Origin of the sequence: Microbacterium sp. 22296 (assembly GCF_052045385.1) — a bacterium.
GTDB lineage: Bacteria > Actinomycetota > Actinomycetes > Actinomycetales > Microbacteriaceae > Microbacterium.
Map to the genome: position 1 here is coordinate 110,114 of NZ_JBQEOS010000009.1, position 17,817 is coordinate 127,930.

At 68.9% G+C, this 17,817-nt stretch carries 14 protein-coding genes and 1 pseudogene; 1 reads left to right on the forward strand and 14 read right to left on the reverse strand.

All coding sequences use genetic code 11. The features are described 5' to 3' along the window. Positions 1–53: 53 nt before the first annotated feature. The 3 genes and pseudogenes from ACTJJP_RS15080 to ACTJJP_RS15090 form a co-directional block, all read right to left on the reverse strand. Positions 54–1,015: pseudogene (locus tag ACTJJP_RS15080) on the reverse strand (carbohydrate ABC transporter permease). A 9-nt stretch (positions 1,016–1,024) separates the two neighbouring features. After that, a complete protein-coding gene (locus ACTJJP_RS15085) occupies positions 1,025–1,954 on the reverse strand; it encodes a carbohydrate ABC transporter permease (protein ID WP_440775795.1) in 930 nt (309 codons plus the stop codon). Continuing rightward, positions 1,951–4,140: an alpha-galactosidase gene (locus ACTJJP_RS15090; protein ID WP_440775796.1), complete on the reverse strand. Its 2,190-nt coding sequence runs from the start codon at positions 4,138–4,140 to the stop codon at positions 1,951–1,953. Before ACTJJP_RS15090 ends, ACTJJP_RS15085 begins: the two co-directional genes overlap by 4 nt. Before the next feature lie 133 nt (positions 4,141–4,273). On the opposite strand from ACTJJP_RS15090, the gene ACTJJP_RS15095 reads away from it, so the two are divergent. Further along, positions 4,274–5,311, forward strand: coding sequence for a LacI family DNA-binding transcriptional regulator (locus tag ACTJJP_RS15095; protein ID WP_440775797.1), 1,038 nt, complete (start codon positions 4,274–4,276; stop codon positions 5,309–5,311). 243 nt (positions 5,312–5,554) lie between these two features. Here the strand turns inward: ACTJJP_RS15095 and araA are convergent, their stop codons facing one another. The 11 genes from araA to ACTJJP_RS15150 all read right to left on the reverse strand — a co-directional run bounded on the left by araA (position 5,555) and on the right by ACTJJP_RS15150 (position 17,777). Then, on the reverse strand, positions 5,555–7,066 hold the full coding sequence (araA, locus tag ACTJJP_RS15100; protein ID WP_440775798.1) for an L-arabinose isomerase: 1,512 nt from the start codon (positions 7,064–7,066) through the stop codon (positions 5,555–5,557). 41 nt (positions 7,067–7,107) lie between these two features. Continuing rightward, positions 7,108–8,715: a xylulokinase gene (locus ACTJJP_RS15105; RefSeq protein WP_440775799.1), complete on the reverse strand. Its 1,608-nt coding sequence runs from the start codon at positions 8,713–8,715 to the stop codon at positions 7,108–7,110. Continuing rightward, positions 8,712–9,473, reverse strand: coding sequence for an L-ribulose-5-phosphate 4-epimerase (locus tag ACTJJP_RS15110; protein WP_440775800.1), 762 nt, complete (start codon positions 9,471–9,473; stop codon positions 8,712–8,714). The genes ACTJJP_RS15105 and ACTJJP_RS15110 overlap by 4 nt, the downstream gene beginning before the upstream one ends. After that, positions 9,470–10,522, reverse strand: coding sequence for an ABC transporter permease (locus ACTJJP_RS15115; RefSeq protein WP_440775801.1), 1,053 nt, complete (start codon positions 10,520–10,522; stop codon positions 9,470–9,472). Before ACTJJP_RS15115 ends, ACTJJP_RS15110 begins: the two co-directional genes overlap by 4 nt. After that, positions 10,519–11,556: an ABC transporter permease gene (locus tag ACTJJP_RS15120; RefSeq protein WP_440775802.1), complete on the reverse strand. Its 1,038-nt coding sequence runs from the start codon at positions 11,554–11,556 to the stop codon at positions 10,519–10,521. Before ACTJJP_RS15120 ends, ACTJJP_RS15115 begins: the two co-directional genes overlap by 4 nt. Next, positions 11,556–13,127: a sugar ABC transporter ATP-binding protein gene (locus tag ACTJJP_RS15125; RefSeq protein ID WP_440775803.1), complete on the reverse strand. Its 1,572-nt coding sequence runs from the start codon at positions 13,125–13,127 to the stop codon at positions 11,556–11,558. The genes ACTJJP_RS15120 and ACTJJP_RS15125 overlap by 1 nt, the downstream gene beginning before the upstream one ends. Positions 13,128–13,239: 112 nt before the next feature. Further along, entirely contained in the window at positions 13,240–14,247 is a 1,008-nt protein-coding gene (locus ACTJJP_RS15130) for a substrate-binding domain-containing protein (RefSeq protein WP_440775804.1), read from the reverse strand. A gap of 186 nt (positions 14,248–14,433) precedes the next feature. Continuing rightward, positions 14,434–15,465, reverse strand: a complete 1,032-nt coding sequence (locus ACTJJP_RS15135) for a LacI family DNA-binding transcriptional regulator (protein WP_440775805.1) — start codon at positions 15,463–15,465, stop codon at positions 14,434–14,436. Positions 15,466–15,658: 193 nt separating this feature from the next. Next, the gene (locus tag ACTJJP_RS15140; RefSeq protein ID WP_440775806.1) at positions 15,659–15,901 is read right to left on the reverse strand and encodes an LPXTG cell wall anchor domain-containing protein; all 243 of its coding nucleotides are present in this window, start codon (positions 15,899–15,901) and stop codon (positions 15,659–15,661) included. After that, the gene (locus ACTJJP_RS15145) at positions 15,898–16,986 is read right to left on the reverse strand and encodes a hypothetical protein (RefSeq protein WP_440775807.1); all 1,089 of its coding nucleotides are present in this window, start codon (positions 16,984–16,986) and stop codon (positions 15,898–15,900) included. Before ACTJJP_RS15145 ends, ACTJJP_RS15140 begins: the two co-directional genes overlap by 4 nt. Before the next feature lie 137 nt (positions 16,987–17,123). Continuing rightward, positions 17,124–17,777, reverse strand: a complete 654-nt coding sequence (locus ACTJJP_RS15150) for a hypothetical protein (protein ID WP_440775808.1) — start codon at positions 17,775–17,777, stop codon at positions 17,124–17,126. Positions 17,778–17,817: the final 40 nt, after the last annotated feature.

Below are 17,817 nucleotides of genomic sequence, written 5' to 3' on the forward strand. Positions count from 1 at the left end.
AACGTCCCGCCGGGTGGTTCGGGCCACCGGGCGGGAGATGCGGGCCGGGGGGCCTACTTGATGCCGGAGTAGCCGAGATTGTCGACGAGCTTGCGGCCGAAGAGGACGAACAGGACGAAGATCGGGAGGGCCGCGATGAGGGTGCCGGCCATGAGCCCCGCCCAGTCGGGTCCGGTCTGCGGGGTCTGCGACCGGAAGATGCCGAGGGCGACGGTGAGCACTCGGGACTCGTCGGCGCGACCGACGAGGAGGGGCCAGAAGTACTCGCCCCAGGCGGTGATGTAGGTCAGCAGCGCGAGGGTGAAGACCGGCGTCGATGACATCGGCAGAACGATGCGGAAGAAGATGCGCAGGTGACCGGCGCCGTCGATCTTGGCGGACTCCTCGACCTCACGGCTGATGCCGAGGAAGAACTGCCGCATGAAGAAGATGGCGAACGGGGTCATGAAGAAGAACGGCAGGATGATGCCGGCCAGGGAGTTCAACAGCCCCAGATCGCGGATCAGGATGAAGTTGGGAAGCTGCACGAAGATGGGCGGGATCATCAACGCGGTGAGGAAGAGGAAGAACACGGCGTCGCGCCCCTTCCAGTGCAGCCGCGCGAAGGCGTACGCCGCCATCGACGAGAACAGCACCTGGCCGATCGTGATCACGGTCGCGACGATGACGGTGTTGCGCAGGTAGAGCCAGAAGTTGATCGAGCCGGTGGTGCCGCCCTCCGCCGCCGCCTGCTCGGGAGTGGACAGGCCCAGCACGCGTGCGAATCCCCCCAGCTGAACTCGACCGGCAGGAGGCTGCCCGCGTGGGTGTACAACGCCGTGTTCGTGGACAGGGCGGTCCGCAGCATCCAATAGAACGGGAACAGGGTGACGACGAGGAGCACGACGAGCGCGGCCCAGGCGAGGACGCGGCCCAGGTTCATCCGCCGCGGGCGACGGGCCGGCGACGGGTCGTCGCGACGCGACGGTGCCTGCGACCGGGTCGGCGTCTGCAGCGGGGTGGCGATGGCGGTCATCGGAATCTCCTAGGCCAGATCGGACGAGTTGGAGCGCATGATCTTCAGCTGGAAGTACGCCACGACGGCGAGCACGACCAGGAGGAAGACGGACATCGCCGAGGCGTAGCCGAGGTCGAAGCGTTCGAAGGCCTGTTGATAGATGTAGTAGTAGATGACGCGGGTCGAATTGATCGGTCCGCCCTCGGTGGTCACGGCGACGGTGTCGAAGATCTGGAACGACCCGACCACGGTGATCACGAGGACCAGGGCGAGCACGGGACGCAGCAGCGGCAGGGTGATGGAGCGGAACATGCGCACTTCCGACGCGCCGTCGAGAGCGGCAGCTTCGTACAGCTGCGTGGGGATGGTCTGCAGGCCGGCGAAGACGAGCAGCGCCGTGTAACCGACGTACCGCCAGACGTTGATCAGGGCGATCGTGGGGATGGCAAGGGCTTCGTTGCCGAAGAACGCCATGCGGTCTCCGCCGACCGCGTCGAGGAAGACGTTGATGATGCCGGTGGAGTAATCCATCATCCAGAACCACACCAGCGCCACCACGACATTCGCCACGAGGTACGGAAGCAGGATGATCCCGCGGATGACGACGGAGCGGGTCAAGCGGTGCATGAGGACGGCGATCCCGACGGCGAGGACCGTCTGCACACCGATGTTGATGACGACGTACTCGAGGGTCACCCCGAGGGAGTTCCAGAACAGCGGATCGGCGAACATCCGCGTGTAGTTGTCGACCCCGATGAACCTCCCGGCACCGATGAGGTTCTGATCGGTGAAGCTGAACCAGATTCCGCGCAGCGAGGGAACGAGGTAGAACGCGAGGAATCCGACGGCCGCGGGCGCGATGAAGATCAGGGCGACCTTCGCGTCGCCGCGACGGCGGCGCTTGCTCGCGGGGGCGATGATCGCTCTGGTGTCGAGCGAGTCGGTCCGGGTGCTCATGCGAGTGCCTCCACATCGAGAAGGACCGTGGTGTCGGGATCCAGGGCCGGAATGTTCACGCCGACCTGGTCCAGAACGGCTCCCGCGAGGACGATGCCGGTGCGGTACCAGGACGGGTGGATGCGAGGGTCGTACTCGGCATCCGCGCTCGGTCCGGCGACCGTGACGCGGTACGGAGTCGATCGGTCGAGTCCCGGCAGCTGCACGCGACCGGCGGGCCAGGTGACGTGCCGTTCGCGAAGGGTGAGCGCGTACAGCGCACGGTTCCGCTCGGGACTCACGAGGCCGTGCAGCCACAGATCGCCGCCCTCGAGGGTGCGGCGGACGGTCGTGCCGGTGTGCAGGAGCCCCCGCACGTCCTTGTAGTAGGCGACCCACTCGGCGAGGCGCGCGACCTCTTCCGCCGAGGCGGTCGTGAGGTCCCACTCGATGCCGAAATGCCCGAACAGAGCGGTCGCCGCCCGGAAGTCGAGGTCGAGACGGCGACGGGTCGTGTGGGCGCGGTCGGCCCCGACGTGGCTGCCCACCAGCTCGGGGGGAAGCAGCTGCGACGTCCACCGCTGGATCTGCTGTCGCTCGCGAGCGTCGATGCAATCGGACGCCCAGACCCGGTCGGTGTGGTCGAGGATCTCGAGATCGACCCGGGCCCCGCCCGACGAGCACGATTCGATCTCGAGCCCGCGGCAGGCCGCGCGGATGGAGTCGAGAAGTCGATAAGTGGCGAGGGTCTGCTCGTGGACGCCGGCGCGACCGGTACGGGTGGAGCCGGCGTCCATGAGGTCGCGGTTGTGGTCCCACTTGATGTAGTCGATGCCGTACTCGCGCACGAGGGAGACGATCTGCTGCTCGACGTGGGCGAACGCGCCCGGGTGCGAGAGGTCGAGCACCTGCTGATGGCGGAAGTCGATGGGCAGGCGACCGGGGACCTGGAGCAGCCACTCCGGGTGGGATGCCGCGAGCTCCGAGGCGACGTTCACCATCTCGGGCTCGAACCAGAGGCCGAACTGCATACCGCGCTGCTTCACGCCTTCGACGAGGGCGCGGAACTTGCCGCCACCCCAGACGTCCTCGGCGATCACCCAGTCGCCGAGACCGGAGGTGTCGTCGCGCCGGGACCCGAACCATCCGTCGTCCAGGACGAACCGCTCGACCCCGACCGCCTGGGCCGCGTCGGCGAGTTCGAGGATGCGGGTGAGGTCGTGGTCGAAGTAGACCGCCTCCCACACGTTCATCACCACGGGGCGAGGGGGACGCGGGTGGCCGGCGCGGGTGCGCAGGTACGTGTGGAACCGGGCTGCGACGTCGTCCAGGCCGAGGCCGTACGCTCCGAAGACCCGTGGGGAAGCGTACGTCTCCCCCGCCGCCAGCGTCACTTCGCCGGGGAGCAGCAATTCACCGCCCAGAAGGAGCCGATCTCCCGAGAACGTCCGCTCGGCGAGGGTGCGGTGGTTGCCGCTGAAGGCGACGTGCATCCCCCAGGCTTCGCCGTGACCGAAGTCGAGGTCGGGGGTGCCCGCGGTGAGTACCGTCGCCGCGTCTGCGCCGGTGCGACCGTGTCGCCCCTCCCGAAGGTGGGTGCCGACCGTGAACTCCCGCCACTGCGGGACCTTCTCTTTGCCCCAGCGTCCGGCCAGGTCGAACAGGACGTCAGCGCGGGTGGGCACCGGCAGGGCGAGTTGGAGCCCGTCGACGGTGTAGTCGCCGTCGCCCGTGTTGGTGAGCTCCGCCGAGAGGCGCACGAGTCCGCTGGACAGCATCTCGATCGACACGGTCAGGGCCAGTCCCGCGTCGGCATCCGTCGCGTGGACGAGAACAGAACCGCCCTGGATACCGCGCTCGACGACTTCGACGGTGACCGGGATGAACTTGGGGGACCACGCCTGGCCCGCGCGGTGGCCGGCCAGTCCCGTCGTACCCGTCCATCCGTTCGCGTTCTCCGGAAGGACGGATGCGACGACACTCGTGTCCACACCGTTGGTGGCCAGCGGGGGCAGCGCGTCGGCCGCGAGCTCCTGCAATGCTCCGTCGTCGAGCGCTCCCACGTCCGCTCCCCAGTGCACGACGTGAGGAAGGGCGTCGCGGGGCACCGCCAGCACGAGGGAGACGCCGGCGGCGTGGAGTGCCACGACGGGCGCCCACGGCGCGTCGAGCTCCTCGGGGATCTCGGGGATCACTTGGGTGGTCACAGCGTCATCGCCTTCCATCGCCCGTCATCGGGCCTGCAAACGTTGGTCAAGCCACGTCGAGGATAGAACGCCTGCAAACGTTGGTCAAGAACTTTCAGGCTCGAAAGAGCAACGTTGGTCATAGGCTGGCGAGATGTCGTCATCCGGTCACCACGTCCCCGGGATCGTCGACGTCGCGGCGAAGGCGGGAGTGAGCCTCTCCACGGTCTCGCGTGTGCTCTCCGGCCGGACCCGGGTGAGCGACAAGCTCCGGGCACAGGTCGAAGCCGCCGTCGCGGAGCTCGGCTACCGCCCCAACGCTGCGGCCCAGTCGCTGGTCAGCGGCCGCCGCTCGACCGTCGCGGTCTTCGCGCGCAACACCATCCGCTACGGGTACGCGGCGACGTTGCAGGGCATCGAAGAAGCGGCACGCGCCGCCGGGTACGTCGTCATCATCGCCGTGGTCGAGTCCGGCGACCCCGACGACATCGCCCGGGCCGTGAACAACGCCCTCTCACAACCCCTCGCGGGCGCGATCGTCATCGAGTTCGACAAGGTGGGGGTCGCGACCCTCGCCGCTCTTCCCGCGACGCTCCCCGTCGTCGCCGCGGCGGGCGCCCAACGGCCCGCGGGCGACACACCGCACGCGTTCCTCGACGACTACACCGGAGGGTACGAAGCCACCCGCTACCTGCTGTCCCTGGGGCACAGAACCGTTCATCACCTCGCCATCCCGGCGACGAGGTCCCGCAGCGGGCGCGCGTGGGGATGGCGGAAGGCGCTCGAAGAGGCGGGGGCTCCCATCCCTCCCGTCGAGCAGGCGAGCTACTCCCCCACGTCGGGCTACGACTCCGCGCAGAAGCTCACGGACGACCCCCGGATCACCGCGCTCCTGTGCGGGAACGACGAACTCGCGATCGGCGCCGCGCGCGCCTTCCAGGAGAGGGGGCGCCGGGTGCCCGACGATGTCAGCATCGTCGGCTTCGACGACCAGCCCTTCGCGCGCATGTGGATGCCCGCCCTGACCACCGTCCGCCAGGACTTCACGGACCTCGGCCGCCGGACCTTCGGACTGCTCGAGGAGTGGCTCGTCCAGGGCAGCCGCCCTGCCGACTCCGCCGTCGTACCCACCCTCATCACGCGCGAGAGCAGCGCCGCAGCCCCCGCTCGGCCGGCCGACGCGTCGGCCTGACGACCGCGGCGGACTCGGCCGGTCCTCGGCTTCCCCGACGGTGTGCGCGACACGTCCCGCGCACCGCTGTCGTGCGCCCCGGAACGCAGATGTGCCCCGGACTCCGCAGTGGCCCACCGCCACCTCGAGTCCGGGGCACGATCCGTGCGCCGGGTGGACCGGCGCGCGGCACGCGCCCCGGGTGAACGGGGCGCGCGAGTGCCGCATCGTCCCGGGGCGATGCGGCACCCGGGACGATGGGTCTTACAGGCCCTGGGCCAGGCGGTAGTACGCCTGGTTCCAGCGCAGCTCGCTCTGGAAACCGCGGACCGTGGTGTCCTCATCGATGACGACGAGCTCGGTCTTGGCGATCTCGGCGAAGTCGCGGAACACCTCGATGCCCACGGCCGTCGTCATGACGGTGTGATGAGCGGCTCCCGCGGCGAGCCAGCAGGCGGCGGAGGTCGCGAAATCGGGGGCGGGCTTCCACACCGCGCGGCCGACGGGCAGCTTCGGCAGGTCGGGGGCGTCAACGTTCTCGACGACGTTCGCCGTCAGGCGGAAGCGGTCGCGCATGTCGCTCATGGCCACGACCACGGCGGGGCCGGGGTCGGCGGTGAAGACCAGGCGCACCGGGTCCTCCTTGCCGCCGATACCCAGCGCGTGGATCTCGAGACGCGGCTTCTTCGACGAGAGCGACGGCGAGACCTCGAGCATGTGCGCACCGAGGATGCGCTCGGCACCGGGTACGAGGTCGTAGGTGTAGTCCTCCATGAGCGAGGCACCACCGGGCAGGCCCGCGCCCATCACATTCGCGACGCGCACGAGGATGGCGGTCTTCCAGTCGCCCTCGGCGCCGAACCCGTAGCCCTCCGCCATGAGGCGCTGCACGGCGAGACCGGGCAGCTGCTTCAGTGCGCCCAGGTCCTCGAACGAGGTGGTGAAGGCGCCGAAGCCGCCCTCCTCGAGGAAGGAGCGCAGACCCAGCTCGATCGCCGCGCCATCGCGCAGCGACTGGTGACGCGCACCACCGGGGAGCAGCTCGTCGACGACGTCGTAGCTGTCGACGTACTCCTGCACGAGCGCGTCGATGTCGGCATCCGAGGCGTTCTCGACGGCCTCGACGAGCTCGTTGACACCCCACGTGTTGACCTGCACACCGAAGCGCAGCTCGGCCTCGGTCTTGTCGCCCTCGGTGACGGCGACGAAGCGCATGTTGTCACCGAAGCGGGCGAGCTTGAGGGTACGGGCGGCGGTCCAGCCGGCGGCGGCACGCTCCCAGTCCTCGATCTGCTGGCGCACGACCGGGTTCGACACGTGGCCGACGACGGTCTTGCGCGAGATGCCCAGACGCGTCTGGATGTAGCCGAACTCCCGGTCACCGTGGGCGGCCTGGTTCAGGTTCATGAAATCGAAGTCGATGTCGTTCCACGGCAGCTCGACGTTGGCCTGCGTGTGCAGGTGCAGCAGGGGCTTCTGCAGGGCGTCGAGACCCGAGATCCACATCTTCGCGGGGCTGAAGGTGTGCATCCACGCGATCACGCCGATCACGTCGTCACGGCCGTTGATCTCGAGCGCCATCCGGCGGATGCTGTCCGAGTCTTTGAGCACGGGCTTCCAGACGACCTTGACGGGCAGGCCGTTCAGGCCCTCGACGACGGCCTGCGACTGCTCGGCGACCTGCTCGAGGGTCTCCTCGCCGTAGAGGTTCTGGCTGCCGGTGACGAACCAGACCTCGTAGCCGTCGAGATCGTTGCGGAGAGTGGTGCGGGTCATGCGGGAATTCCTTTTTGTGGTGGGAGTGGCGACGGCCGGTGTCAGGACGTCGCCGCGATCGCGGCGTGCTCGATGGCGAGCCCCGCGCGGTATCGGGTGAGATAGGCGGCGAACCCGGGGACGTCCTCGGGGTCGGGGTCGATGGAGACGAATCCCGTCGTCGCGAAGACCCGGTCGGTGAGGTAGGTGTCGATCGGGTCGCCCGCGGTGTCCGCGGCGAAGGCGGCGAGCACCGCGATCCCCCATGCCCCGCCCTCGGAGGCGGTCGCAGCGACGGCGACGGGGGCGTCCAACGCCCCGGCGAGGAAGCGCTGCGCGATCCCCGCCGTGCGGAACACACCGCCGTGCGCGTACATGCGGTCGAGCTCCACACCCTCGTCGGCGAGCACGCGCATGCCGAGGGCGAGGGTGCCGAACACGCCGTACAGCTGCGCGCGCATGAAGTTCGCCAGCGTCAAGCGACTGTCGGGCGTGCGGACGAACAGCGGCCGTCCCTCCGGCAGACCCGCGATGGGCTCACCCGCCAGGTGGTTGTAGGCGAGCAGCCCACCGGCGTCGGGTGCGCCGTCCAGCGACTCCAGGAACAGCGCCTCGAACACCTCGTCGGGGTCGAGGGTGCCGCCGGCGATCGCCGCGAACCGCTCGAACAGCCCCACCCAGGCGGCGAGCTCGCTCGCGCCGTTGTTGCAGTGCACCATCGCGACGAGGTCGCCGGCGGGAGTGGTGACCAGATCGAGCTCGTCGTGCGCCCGTCGAAGAGGACCCTCCAGGACGACCATGGCGAAGATGCTCGTCCCGGCGCTGACGTTGCCGGTACGGGGCGCGACCGAGTTCGTCGCGACCATGCCGGTGCCGGCGTCGCCCTCGGGCGGGCAGAAGAGCACGCCCGGACGCAGTGCGCCGGTCGGATCGAGCAGAGCCGCGCCCTCGGCGGTCAGGTCGCCTGCGGCTTCGCCCGCAACGAGCACGTCGGGCAGCAGCGAGCGGAGGCGGAGACCCGGAGCCCGCTCGGCCACGAGGCGGTCGAACTTGGCCGCCATGACGGCGTCGTAGTCGCGGGTGGAGACGTCGATGGGGAACATGCCGGAGGCGTCGCCGATGCCGAGCACCCGGCGGCCGGTCAGCTTCTCGTGGACGTACCCGGCGAGCGTGGTGAAGGATGCCACGTCGGGGATGTGGTCTTCCTCGTCGAGCACCGCTTGGTACAGGTGCGCGATCGACCACCGCAGCGGGATGTTCGTGCCCAGCAGCTCCGACAGGACGCCGGCGGCCCGCTCGGTGGAGGTGTTCCGCCACGTGCGGAAGGGCACGAGCAGCTCCCCCTCGGCGTCGAACGCGAGGTAGCCGTGCATCATCGCTGACACGCCCGCCGCGGCCAGGGTCTCGATCGCGACACCGTACTGGCGCTGCACATCGGCGACGAGCGCCGCGTAGGAGGCCTGCACGCCGGTCCAGACGTCGTCCAGCGAGTAGGTCCAGTTGCCGTCGCGGTAGCGGTTCTCCCAGGCGTGCGAGCCGGTGGCCAGCACGCGGGTGGGTTCGTCGGCATCCACCAGGCAGGCCTTGATGCGGGTGGATCCGAGCTCGATGCCCAGCACGGCACGGCCGGAGGCGATGACCTCGGCGGGCGAGGTGGCGACGGCGCTCACCGACGTGCGTCCGAGTTCTGGCCGTACACGTTCTGGTAGCGGTCGTAGAGCGCGTCGATGTGCTCCTGCGGGATCGGGATGAGGGGCCCTGCCTCTCGGGCGATGTGCACGGTTCGGGCGACGTCCTCGAGCATGACGGCGGCCTTCACGGCGTCCTTCGCGTCTTTTCCGATCGTGAACGGACCGTGGTTCTGCATGATGACGCCGCGCGAACGGTGACCGCGCAGGGTCTCGACGATGCCCCGGCCGATCGAGTCGTCGCCGATGATCGCGAACGGCCCGACGGGGATGGGCCCGCCGAACTCGTCGGCCATCGCGGTGATGACGCAGGGGATCTCTTCGCCGCGGGCCGCCCACGCGACGCCGTAGGTGGAGTGCGTGTGCACGACACCACCGACCTCGGGCATATTGCGGTACACGTACGCGTGGGCTGCGGTGTCGCTCGAGGGGCTGCGGTCACTCCCCGGCGTACCGGGGATCGCGTTGCCGTCGAGGTCGCACACGATCATGTTCGCGGGGCTCAGGTCTTCGTACGAGACGCCCGAGGGCTTGATGACGAACAGGTCGGCGCCGGGCACGCGGCCCGAGACGTTGCCGCCGGTCCACACGATCAGGTTGTAGCGCACCAGTTCGGCGTGCAGCCGGGCGACGTCCTCGCGGACGCGATCGATCGATGCCTGAACGTCGGGGGTGATGTCAGCAGGGGATGCTGCCACGGTGTTCTCCTTGCGGGGGTACGGATCGACGACGGTGCTCATTTTCGACGTCGCGCGGTGAGCACCCGCTGCAGCAGCACGAACGCGAGCAGGATACCGCCGGTGATGATGGTCAAGTATTCGGGGCGGATGCCACCGTCTTTGGTGATGATCATGGCCAGGGCGGCGAGCACCAGCGAGCCGACGACCGAACCGAGGACGTACCCGGCGCCGCCGGTCAGGAGCGTTCCCCCGATGACGACGGCGGCGATGGCATCCAGTTCCCATCCGATGCCGGTGACGTTCTGCGCCTTGCCGCCCACCTCGGCCGTGTACACGACGGCCGCGAGGCCGGCGAGGGCACCGCTGAGCACGTAGATGAGCACGCGGGTGCGCGCGACGGGGAGACCCATCAGCTGCGCCGAGTTCTCCGCCCCGCCGATGCCGTACACCGTGCGACCCGTGCGGGTGCGGTGCAGGAGCATGAAGGCGGCGGCCACGACGAGCACGGCGATGAAGAAGCCGGGCGTGAGAACCAGGTCGTTCGTCTTCGGACCGTCGTACAGCTTCCAGTCGGTGGCGAGCACCAGGATCGGGGCGTTGTCCGGCGCCTGCACCGGAACGGTCGAGAGAATGGATGCCAGGCCTCGGGCGAGGAACATCATGGCCAGCGTGGCGATGAAGGGCTGCACGTTGAAGTACTGGATGAGCACTCCCGAGACCAGACCGAACAGTGCACCGAACACGATCATCAGGATGACGGCGACCCAGCCGTTGACCCCGTTGTTCATCAGCATGACGCCCGACACCGAGGTGAACGCGACGACAGCGCCGACGGAGAGGTCGATGCCTCCCGACAAGATGACGATGGTCATCCCGACGGCGAGGATGATCGTGGGCGCGAAGCTGACCAGCAGGCTCGACATGGTGCCGGCGTGGAACACGCGGCCATAGGCGAGCTCGGCGTACACGAGCATCGCGACGAGGAGCACGACGGCGGCGAGCGTCGGGACGGCGGACTGGCTGCGACCCCACATGCGGGAGATCGCCAGGCCCCGCACCGGGACCTCGGTGCCGTGCGAGGGCGAGGGGGGTGAGACGGTCGTGCTCATGCGACGACCTCCTTACGGGTACGGCGGCGTCCGGCCTGGAGGACGAAGGTCCTCACCCGCTCGGACTGCAGCAGGACGAGCAGCACGATGACGATGGCCTTGAAGGCCGGGGTCGCCGCGGCGGAGACCCCGAGGAAGAGCACGGTCTTGTTCAGGGTCGCGATCAGCAGCGCCCCGATCGTCGACCCGAGGATGGAGAACTTGCCTCCGGCGAGGGACGTGCCCCCGATGACGACGGCGAGGATCGCGTCGAGCTCCATCTGGTAGCCGGTGCCCGAGACGTCGACCGTCATGACCTCCGACACCGTGAACAGTCCACCTCCGGCGGCGAGGATGCCCGAGAGCACGTAGACGGTGATGAGGATCGGACGCGGACGGATGCCGGCGAGGCGGCTCGCGTCGGGGTTCACGCCGATGGACTCGATCATGAGGCCCAGCGCGGTGCGACGCATGATCACCGTGACCACCACGACGATGACGATCGCGGTGACGAAGCTGATGGGAAGCCCGAGCACCTGGCCGTTGGAGATCTGCTGGAACGGCTGATTCTGCGAGTTGGTGTTCTGGCCGCCCGTGATCACGCGGGCGATACCGCGCGCGGCGAGCATCATCACCAGGGTGCTGATGAACGGCTGCAGACCGACGACCGAGACGAGCAGGCCGTTGATGAGACCGAGCACGGCGCCGAGGAGGAGCGCGAGGCCGATCGCCATGAACATGGCGCCGAACGAGCTCGCCTCGTTGAGCGAACGCAGCAGCTCCATCGCGGCGGCGCCGCCGACGGCCATGATCGATCCGACCGAGAGGTCGATGCCCTTGGTGGCGATGACGAAGGTCATGCCGAGGGCGATCATGATGATGGGTGCCGACACCCGCAGGATGTCGAGCAGGTTGCCCGAGAGCTGACCGGTCGTCGGGTTGATGCCGACGGAGAGGTAGGTCGGGTCCTTGATGACGTTCAGCGACAGCAGCAGGACGATGCCGATGATGCCCCAGAACCAGGGGGTGCGCAGAAGCGACTTGAAGACGGTCATCAGCGGGTCTCTCCTTCGGCGAGGGCCTCGGTCTGGGCTTCCGCCTCTTCTTCGGTCTCGGCCGCGATGATCGACACGACGCGCTCGGCGGTGACGTCGGGGCCGTTGACGATCTCGCCGACCTTCTCGTGGTCCTTCATGATCACGATGCGCTCGGACAGGCGCACGACCTCTTCGAGCTCGGACGAGATGAACACGACGCTCATGCCCCCCTCGGCGAGCTCCGCGACGGTCTCCTGGATGTCGGCCTTGGCACCGACGTCGATGCCACGGGTCGGCTCGTCGAGCAGCAGCAGTTCGGGGTCGGTCGCCAGCCACCGGCCGAGCAGGACCTTCTGCTGGTTGCCGCCGGAGAGAAGGCGGATGGGGCGCTCGGGGTCGTTGGGCCGGACGCTGAAACGCTCCATGTAGGTCGAGACCAACTGGTCGACCTCCTTGGCCGGGATGCGGCGCAGCCATCCGCGCTTGGCCTGCAGCGCGAGCATGATGTTCTCGCGGATGCTCAGGTCGCCGATGATGCCGTCGTCGCGGCGGTTCTCGGTCGAGTAGGCGATGTGATTGCCCAGACCCGAGACCGGGGAGGTGACGTTGACCTTCTTGCCCTTGAGGCGCACGGTGCCCGCGTCGGCGCGGTCGGCACCGGCGATCAGGCGGGCGAGCTCGGTGCGACCCGAGCCGAGGAGCCCGGCGAAGCCGACCACCTCACCCCGGTGGATCTCGATGTCGGTGGGGGCGAGGGCGCCCGCGCGGGCGATTCCCTCGGCGGCGTAGACGGGGGTCTCGTTGCGGTCGCGGGCGTCGACCTGACGGTTGGATCCCAGGGCGCGCAGCGCCTCGATGTCCTTGCCGATCATCTTGGAGATGAGCTGTGTGCGGTCGAGGTCGCGGGTGAGGTACTCGCCCACGAAACCGCCGTTGCGCAGCACCGTGATGCGGTCGCTGATCGCGTAGACCTGATCGAGGAAGTGCGAGACGAAGAGGATCGCCACCCCCTGGTCGCGCAGGCGTCGCATGACGGTGAAGAGCACCTCGACCTCGGCGGCGTCGAGGCTCGAGGTCGGCTCGTCGAGGATGAGCACCTTCGAGTCGGTGACCATGGCGCGGCTGATGGCGACGAGCTGCTGCAGGGCGATCGAGATGGAGGACAGCGGAGCACGGGGGTCGAGGTGGCCGAGTCCCATACCGGTCAGCGCCTCTTTGGCGCGAGCGTGCGTGGCGCGCCAGTTGATGCCGAACGGTCCGCGGATCTCGTGGCCCAGCATGACGTTCTCACCGATGGTGAGGTTGGTGCACAGGTTGACCTCTTGGTAGACGGTCGAGATTCCGGCCGCCTGCGCCGAGGCGGTGCCGCTCAGGCGTCGTTCCTCGCCGAAGATGAGGATCGATCCGGAGTCGATCTGGTAGACGCCGGTCAGCGCCTTGATGAGCGTGGACTTGCCCGCGCCGTTCTCGCCCATGAGGGTGTGGACTTCTCCCGGCAGGAGTCGGAAGTTCACCTCGTCGAGGGCTTTGACGCCGGGGAATGTGATCGATGCGCCGCGGACTTCGACGATCGGTAGGGATTCTGTCATCGCTGACGAACTTCCTCGCTGGTACGGAGCGGGTGGGGAATGCGGAGCGGGGGCAGCCCGGGCGGGCCGCCCCCACTCCTGAAGTGGTGCTGTCGAGCGGGTGGGACGGGACTTAGAAGCCCAGGCCCTCGGACAGTGCCGTCTCGGCCGCCTCGGGCGAGTCGAAGGTCGCGCTGTCGACGATGATCGTCTTCTCGACGGTGTCACCGGCGAGGGCCGACTTCACGGCGTCGACGGCGGTGTCACCGAAGAAGGGGTTGTACTGGGCGACGAAGCTGAGCTGACCGGCGGCCAGCGCCTCGAGCGCACCCTTCGTGCCGTCGATGGTGGCGATCTTGACGTCGGTGCCGGGGGTCAGGCCCGCGGCGGAGACGGCCTGAGCGGCGCCGATGCCCATCTCATCGTTCTGGGCGAAGATGAACTGGATGTCGTTGTTGTTGGCCTTCAGCACGGTCTCGATGACGGACTTGCCCTCGTCGGTCTTCCAGTTGGCGGTCTGCGCGCCCACCTTGGTGAAGCCCGATGCGCTGCTGACCTCGGCGTCGAAGCCCTCGTTGCGCTCGTTCACGACCGACAGGCCGGGGACGCCCTCGAGCACGAAGTACTTCGCGCCCGACGGGAAGGCCGAAACGGCCCACGAACCGACCGATTCTGCGACCTGCTTGTTGTCGGGGGCGATGCGCGTGACGTAGAGGTCGTCGGACGCGTCGACGCCGCGGTCGAGGAGCACGACCGGGATCTCCGCCTCCTTGGCGAGCTCGAGCGAGGACTCCCAACCCGAGGCCTCCGTGGCCGTGAGCAGGATGACGTCGACCTCGTCGTTGACGAAGGTCGCGAAGGCGTCGAGCTGCGACTTCTGGTCGCTGGGGCTGGCCGCCGGGGCGTACTTGAGGTCGAAGCCGGCGTCCGCGGTGAACGCGTCCTTGATGGCCTGCTCGTTGGCGTTACGCCATCCGCCCTCGGGGCCGACGGCGACGAAGCCGACCGTGGTGACGCCGTCGTCGGCGGCGTCGCCTCCGCTGCCCGCATCGGCACCACCGGCGCAGCCGGCCAGGGACAGGGCGACGGCGCCCGCACCGATGAATCCGACGACGCCGCGCATGCGCTTCGAAATCGACATGTGTTCTCCTCCTTGAGATCTCTCCAGCGTTCGGGTTGGAGAGGGGATGCAGTGCTGCGGTGAGCGGCACTCCTGGTCTTCATTAGTGTGCGCGCTAACATTCAAGAGCGCAAGACATTTTCACGAGAATTTCTCGGTTTCAGATCACAACTCGATCACGGGCCGATCGAGGTGCGCGACGGAGCCTCAGCCGGGGACGACGGCCGTCGTCGACTCGCGGACGATCAGCTTCGGCTGGATGGTGTCGTGGCTGGGATCGGTGTCACCCTCGATCGCGGCGATGAGCTGCTGCAGCGCCAGCTCGCCGAGTTCGGCGAAGTTCTGGCGGACCGTGGTCAGCGGGGGGAGGAAGTGCCGCGCATCGGACAGATCGTCGAACCCGACGACGTTCACGTCTTCCGGAACCCGGATGCCGCGGCCGTGCAGCCCGTGGATGACGCCCAGCGCGATCTGGTCGTTCGCCGCGAACACCGCGGTGGTGTCGCCCAGGTCGAACGACTTGCCGAACTCGAAGCCGAAGTCCGACGTCCAGTCGCCGATGATGCTCGGCCCCTCCGGAAGACCCGCCTCGGCGAGGCATTCGCGCCAGCCTTCCATGCGCTCGCGGGCGTCGAACCAGTCCATGGGCCCCGCGAGGTGGGCAATGCGACGATGGCCGAGCCCGATGAGGTGACGCACGGCCAGTCGCGCACCCTCGCGTTGATCGACGCCGACCGTGTGCCAGGCGGCGTCCGCCTCGGCCTTGATGACGATGGTGGGCAGTCCCGTCGTCTGTTGTCTCAGCAGGTCGAGCGATGACTCGCGCGGGGCGATCACGCACAGCGCGTCGACGCCCTGGGTGACGAGCTCCATGACCCCGGAATCCATCTGCGAGGCGTCGTCATCGCCGATCGAGAACGCGCTGACGGCGTACCCGACCCCGCGCGCCGCCACCTCGAGGGCGCGGAGGGTGCTGTTCGGACCGTTCTGCACGGGGCCGTCGATGAGCACGCCGATGCGGCGGGCTCGCCGCGTGGCGAGAGCCCGAGCGATCGAGCTCGGCGTGTAGTTCATCTCTTCGATCGCCTGCAGCACACGCGCGCGCGTCGTCTCGCGGATGTTCGGGTGACCGTTCAGCACCCGCGACACCGTCATATGCGACACGCCGGCCCGACGCGCGACGTCGTAGATGCTGGGCCGCTGCCACCCGCGACTCGAGGACTGGGGCATTGAGGTCATCCGATCCGAACATCGTGGGCGAGGTGCGCGTCGGACGTTTCCCCACGCGTACGGCAGGCCGCCGGACGACGCCGGAAAGGCCTGACCACAACATTCCACATTATCCGCCGACCCCGCACGCATCATGGACGGACCGGAGGCGCGACCCCCGCCCTCGCCGCCCGATGACGCGCGAGACGACGGGGCCGCGCTCTCACGCGCGACGACGGTGACGGTGCAGCAGAGCGAGGCCGACGGCCACGACCACGACGGCCCCGGCGGCGATCAGCCAGGCCGGGTCGACCCCGGTCGCCGCGAGCCATCCGTGGCCGGGGACACCGGACGGCGACGGCGCGACGCCCGCGGGGGCGGAGGGAAGGATGGTCGGTACGGGGGTGATGTCGACGTCGACCGAGACGACGTCGCCGCGCTCTCGCACCGTCGCGGCGAGGATCACCGACGCCCCTCCGTGGAGGCGGCGTCCGCGGCCTCGGCGCGACCAGGGGCCGCTCCCGTCGCCGTCGGCGAGACGTCGGCGGCCGAAGCGGCTGGGCCCTGCGCCGCGAGACGTCCTTCTTCGCGCGCACGGTCGAGGGCGGCGGTGAAGCGGCGGCGGCGCCAGAAGAGGGCCGCGACGATGAGCAGGACGCCGAGCAGAACGAGCAATTGCGGCACGGGGAGGGCCCACAGCGACGCATCCGCGGACTGCGGTGCGACCTCGACGGCACTGCCGCCCAGATCGGTCGCCGTGGGAGCCAGGTCGACGGACCCCGGCACGAAGAACGTGGGCCAGACGTCGGCGATCGCGACGGTGAACGAGCGGGACTCCCCCGGCAGAAGCTCCTGGCGCGGCGCGCCGTCGTCGGGGAAGACCGCTGACCCGGTGCCGATGGTCGTCGCCCCGGTGACGAGCAGGCTGGCGTTGCCGGTGTTCTCGACCGTGAAGGACGTGGTCGCGGAGCCCGGACGGAACGGGTTCCACGACATGTCATAGCCGGACTGGACCCCCGACACCGCGTACGAGGGGACGATGTCGCCGGTGACGCGGGTCATCACGCGGAAACCGACGCGGCTCTCGACGCCGACCTCGGAGCCGCTGGCGTCGGTACCGGTGGACGAGACGGATGCGGCGATGCCCGCCGCGTGGTCACCCGGAATCGCCCCCTCCGGCACCGTGGTGGTGAAGGGGACGACGGCGGTGCCGTTCGGGGCGACGGTGACCGAGTCGGGCAGGTCGATCCACAGACCCGCGTCGACCGACTCCTGATCGGAGGGCAGCATGTTGAAACGCCCGTTGTCGGTGTAATAGCCGTCCGCCGCGGAGAGGGCGAACGTCACCTCGGTGCGGCTGAGGTTGCGCACGGCGAAGAAGTCGGCCCGCGACGAACCGGGATCGAGTTCCTGCTGGATGACGCCACGATCGTCGGGGCCGGACGCGTCGGCCGGCGTCACGGACCAGGTGATGTCATCGGCGGATGCCGCGGCCGCGGCGGGGACCCCGAGCAGAAACGGAACGACGACGGCCGCCAGGGCGATCGTCATGCGCGCGAGAAAGGGGCGTGTCCTGGACATACCGCTGCGTCACCATCCCAGATCTTCGTCGACCCCGTCGACATCGTCGCTCATACGAAAGCGCGGGCCGAGCCCCGTTCAGGACTCGGCCCGCTGCTGCGTAGAGCTTACGGCTGAGCCGGCGTGAACACGTCCTCGAAGAGGGACAGGGTCAGCTTCGACGTGTACGCACCCGGGGTGACACCGGCGTCGGTCTTCAACACCAGCGCGGCGTCGGCGGTCCACGAGGACTCCCCGCCTTCCTTCACGGTCTTCGACTCGAGAGCGGTGTACAGCAGCTCCTTGTCGACGAGGCCGACCGCGTCGTCGCCGGTGTCCTCGGAGGTGCCGACCGGCTCGCCCTCGGTCACGAGACCGGTGTCGCCCCCGTCGATGAGCTTCGGGGTCCAGCCGAGGTGGTCGGGGGAGATCGTGGCGCCACCGGGGCCGGTGAACGCCGAGGCCTGACCGACGACGTACCAGAAGTGATCCGCCGGGATGTCGGCGACGTCACGGGTGTCGGTGACGGTCACGGTGGGCAGGGCACCGTCGAACTGGCGCACCTGGGCGTCACCGGATGCCGACTCCGTCAGCGTGGCGGAGGTACCGGCCACCGTCAGGCTCAGGCTGCCCGGGCCCACGACCGGGGCGATCTGCACGTTGACGTCGACGTCGGAGCCGTCGACCTCGGCGGCGAACGCCGCACCCGCCGTGCCCACGAGCACCAGACCACCGGCAGCGGCCACGGCGATACGAGCCGCGGCACCCTTGGAAAACTTCATTGTGTACTCCGTTTCTTCGTCCGACACCGACGTCGAACGA

Coding starts and splice junctions, on each gene's coding strand:
- ACTJJP_RS15145 (WP_440775807.1), bottom strand. CDS start 16,986: ATGACGATCGCCCTGGCGGCCGTCGTCGTTCCGTTTCTGCTCGGGGTC.
- ACTJJP_RS15095 (WP_440775797.1), top strand. CDS start 4,274: ATGTCGTCATCCGGTCACCACGTCCCCGGGATCGTCGACGTCGCGGCG.
- ACTJJP_RS15110 (WP_440775800.1), bottom strand. CDS start 9,473: ATGAGCACCGTCGTCGATCCGTACCCCCGCAAGGAGAACACCGTGGCA.
- ACTJJP_RS15125 (WP_440775803.1), bottom strand. CDS start 13,127: ATGACAGAATCCCTACCGATCGTCGAAGTCCGCGGCGCATCGATCACA.
- ACTJJP_RS15150 (WP_440775808.1), bottom strand. CDS start 17,777: ATGAAGTTTTCCAAGGGTGCCGCGGCTCGTATCGCCGTGGCCGCTGCC.
- ACTJJP_RS15085 (WP_440775795.1), bottom strand. CDS start 1,954: ATGAGCACCCGGACCGACTCGCTCGACACCAGAGCGATCATCGCCCCC.
- ACTJJP_RS15130 (WP_440775804.1), bottom strand. CDS start 14,247: ATGTCGATTTCGAAGCGCATGCGCGGCGTCGTCGGATTCATCGGTGCG.
- araA (WP_440775798.1), bottom strand. CDS start 7,066: ATGACCCGCACCACTCTCCGCAACGATCTCGACGGCTACGAGGTCTGG.
- ACTJJP_RS15120 (WP_440775802.1), bottom strand. CDS start 11,556: ATGACCGTCTTCAAGTCGCTTCTGCGCACCCCCTGGTTCTGGGGCATC.
- ACTJJP_RS15135 (WP_440775805.1), bottom strand. CDS start 15,465: ATGACCTCAATGCCCCAGTCCTCGAGTCGCGGGTGGCAGCGGCCCAGC.
- ACTJJP_RS15115 (WP_440775801.1), bottom strand. CDS start 10,522: ATGAGCACGACCGTCTCACCCCCCTCGCCCTCGCACGGCACCGAGGTC.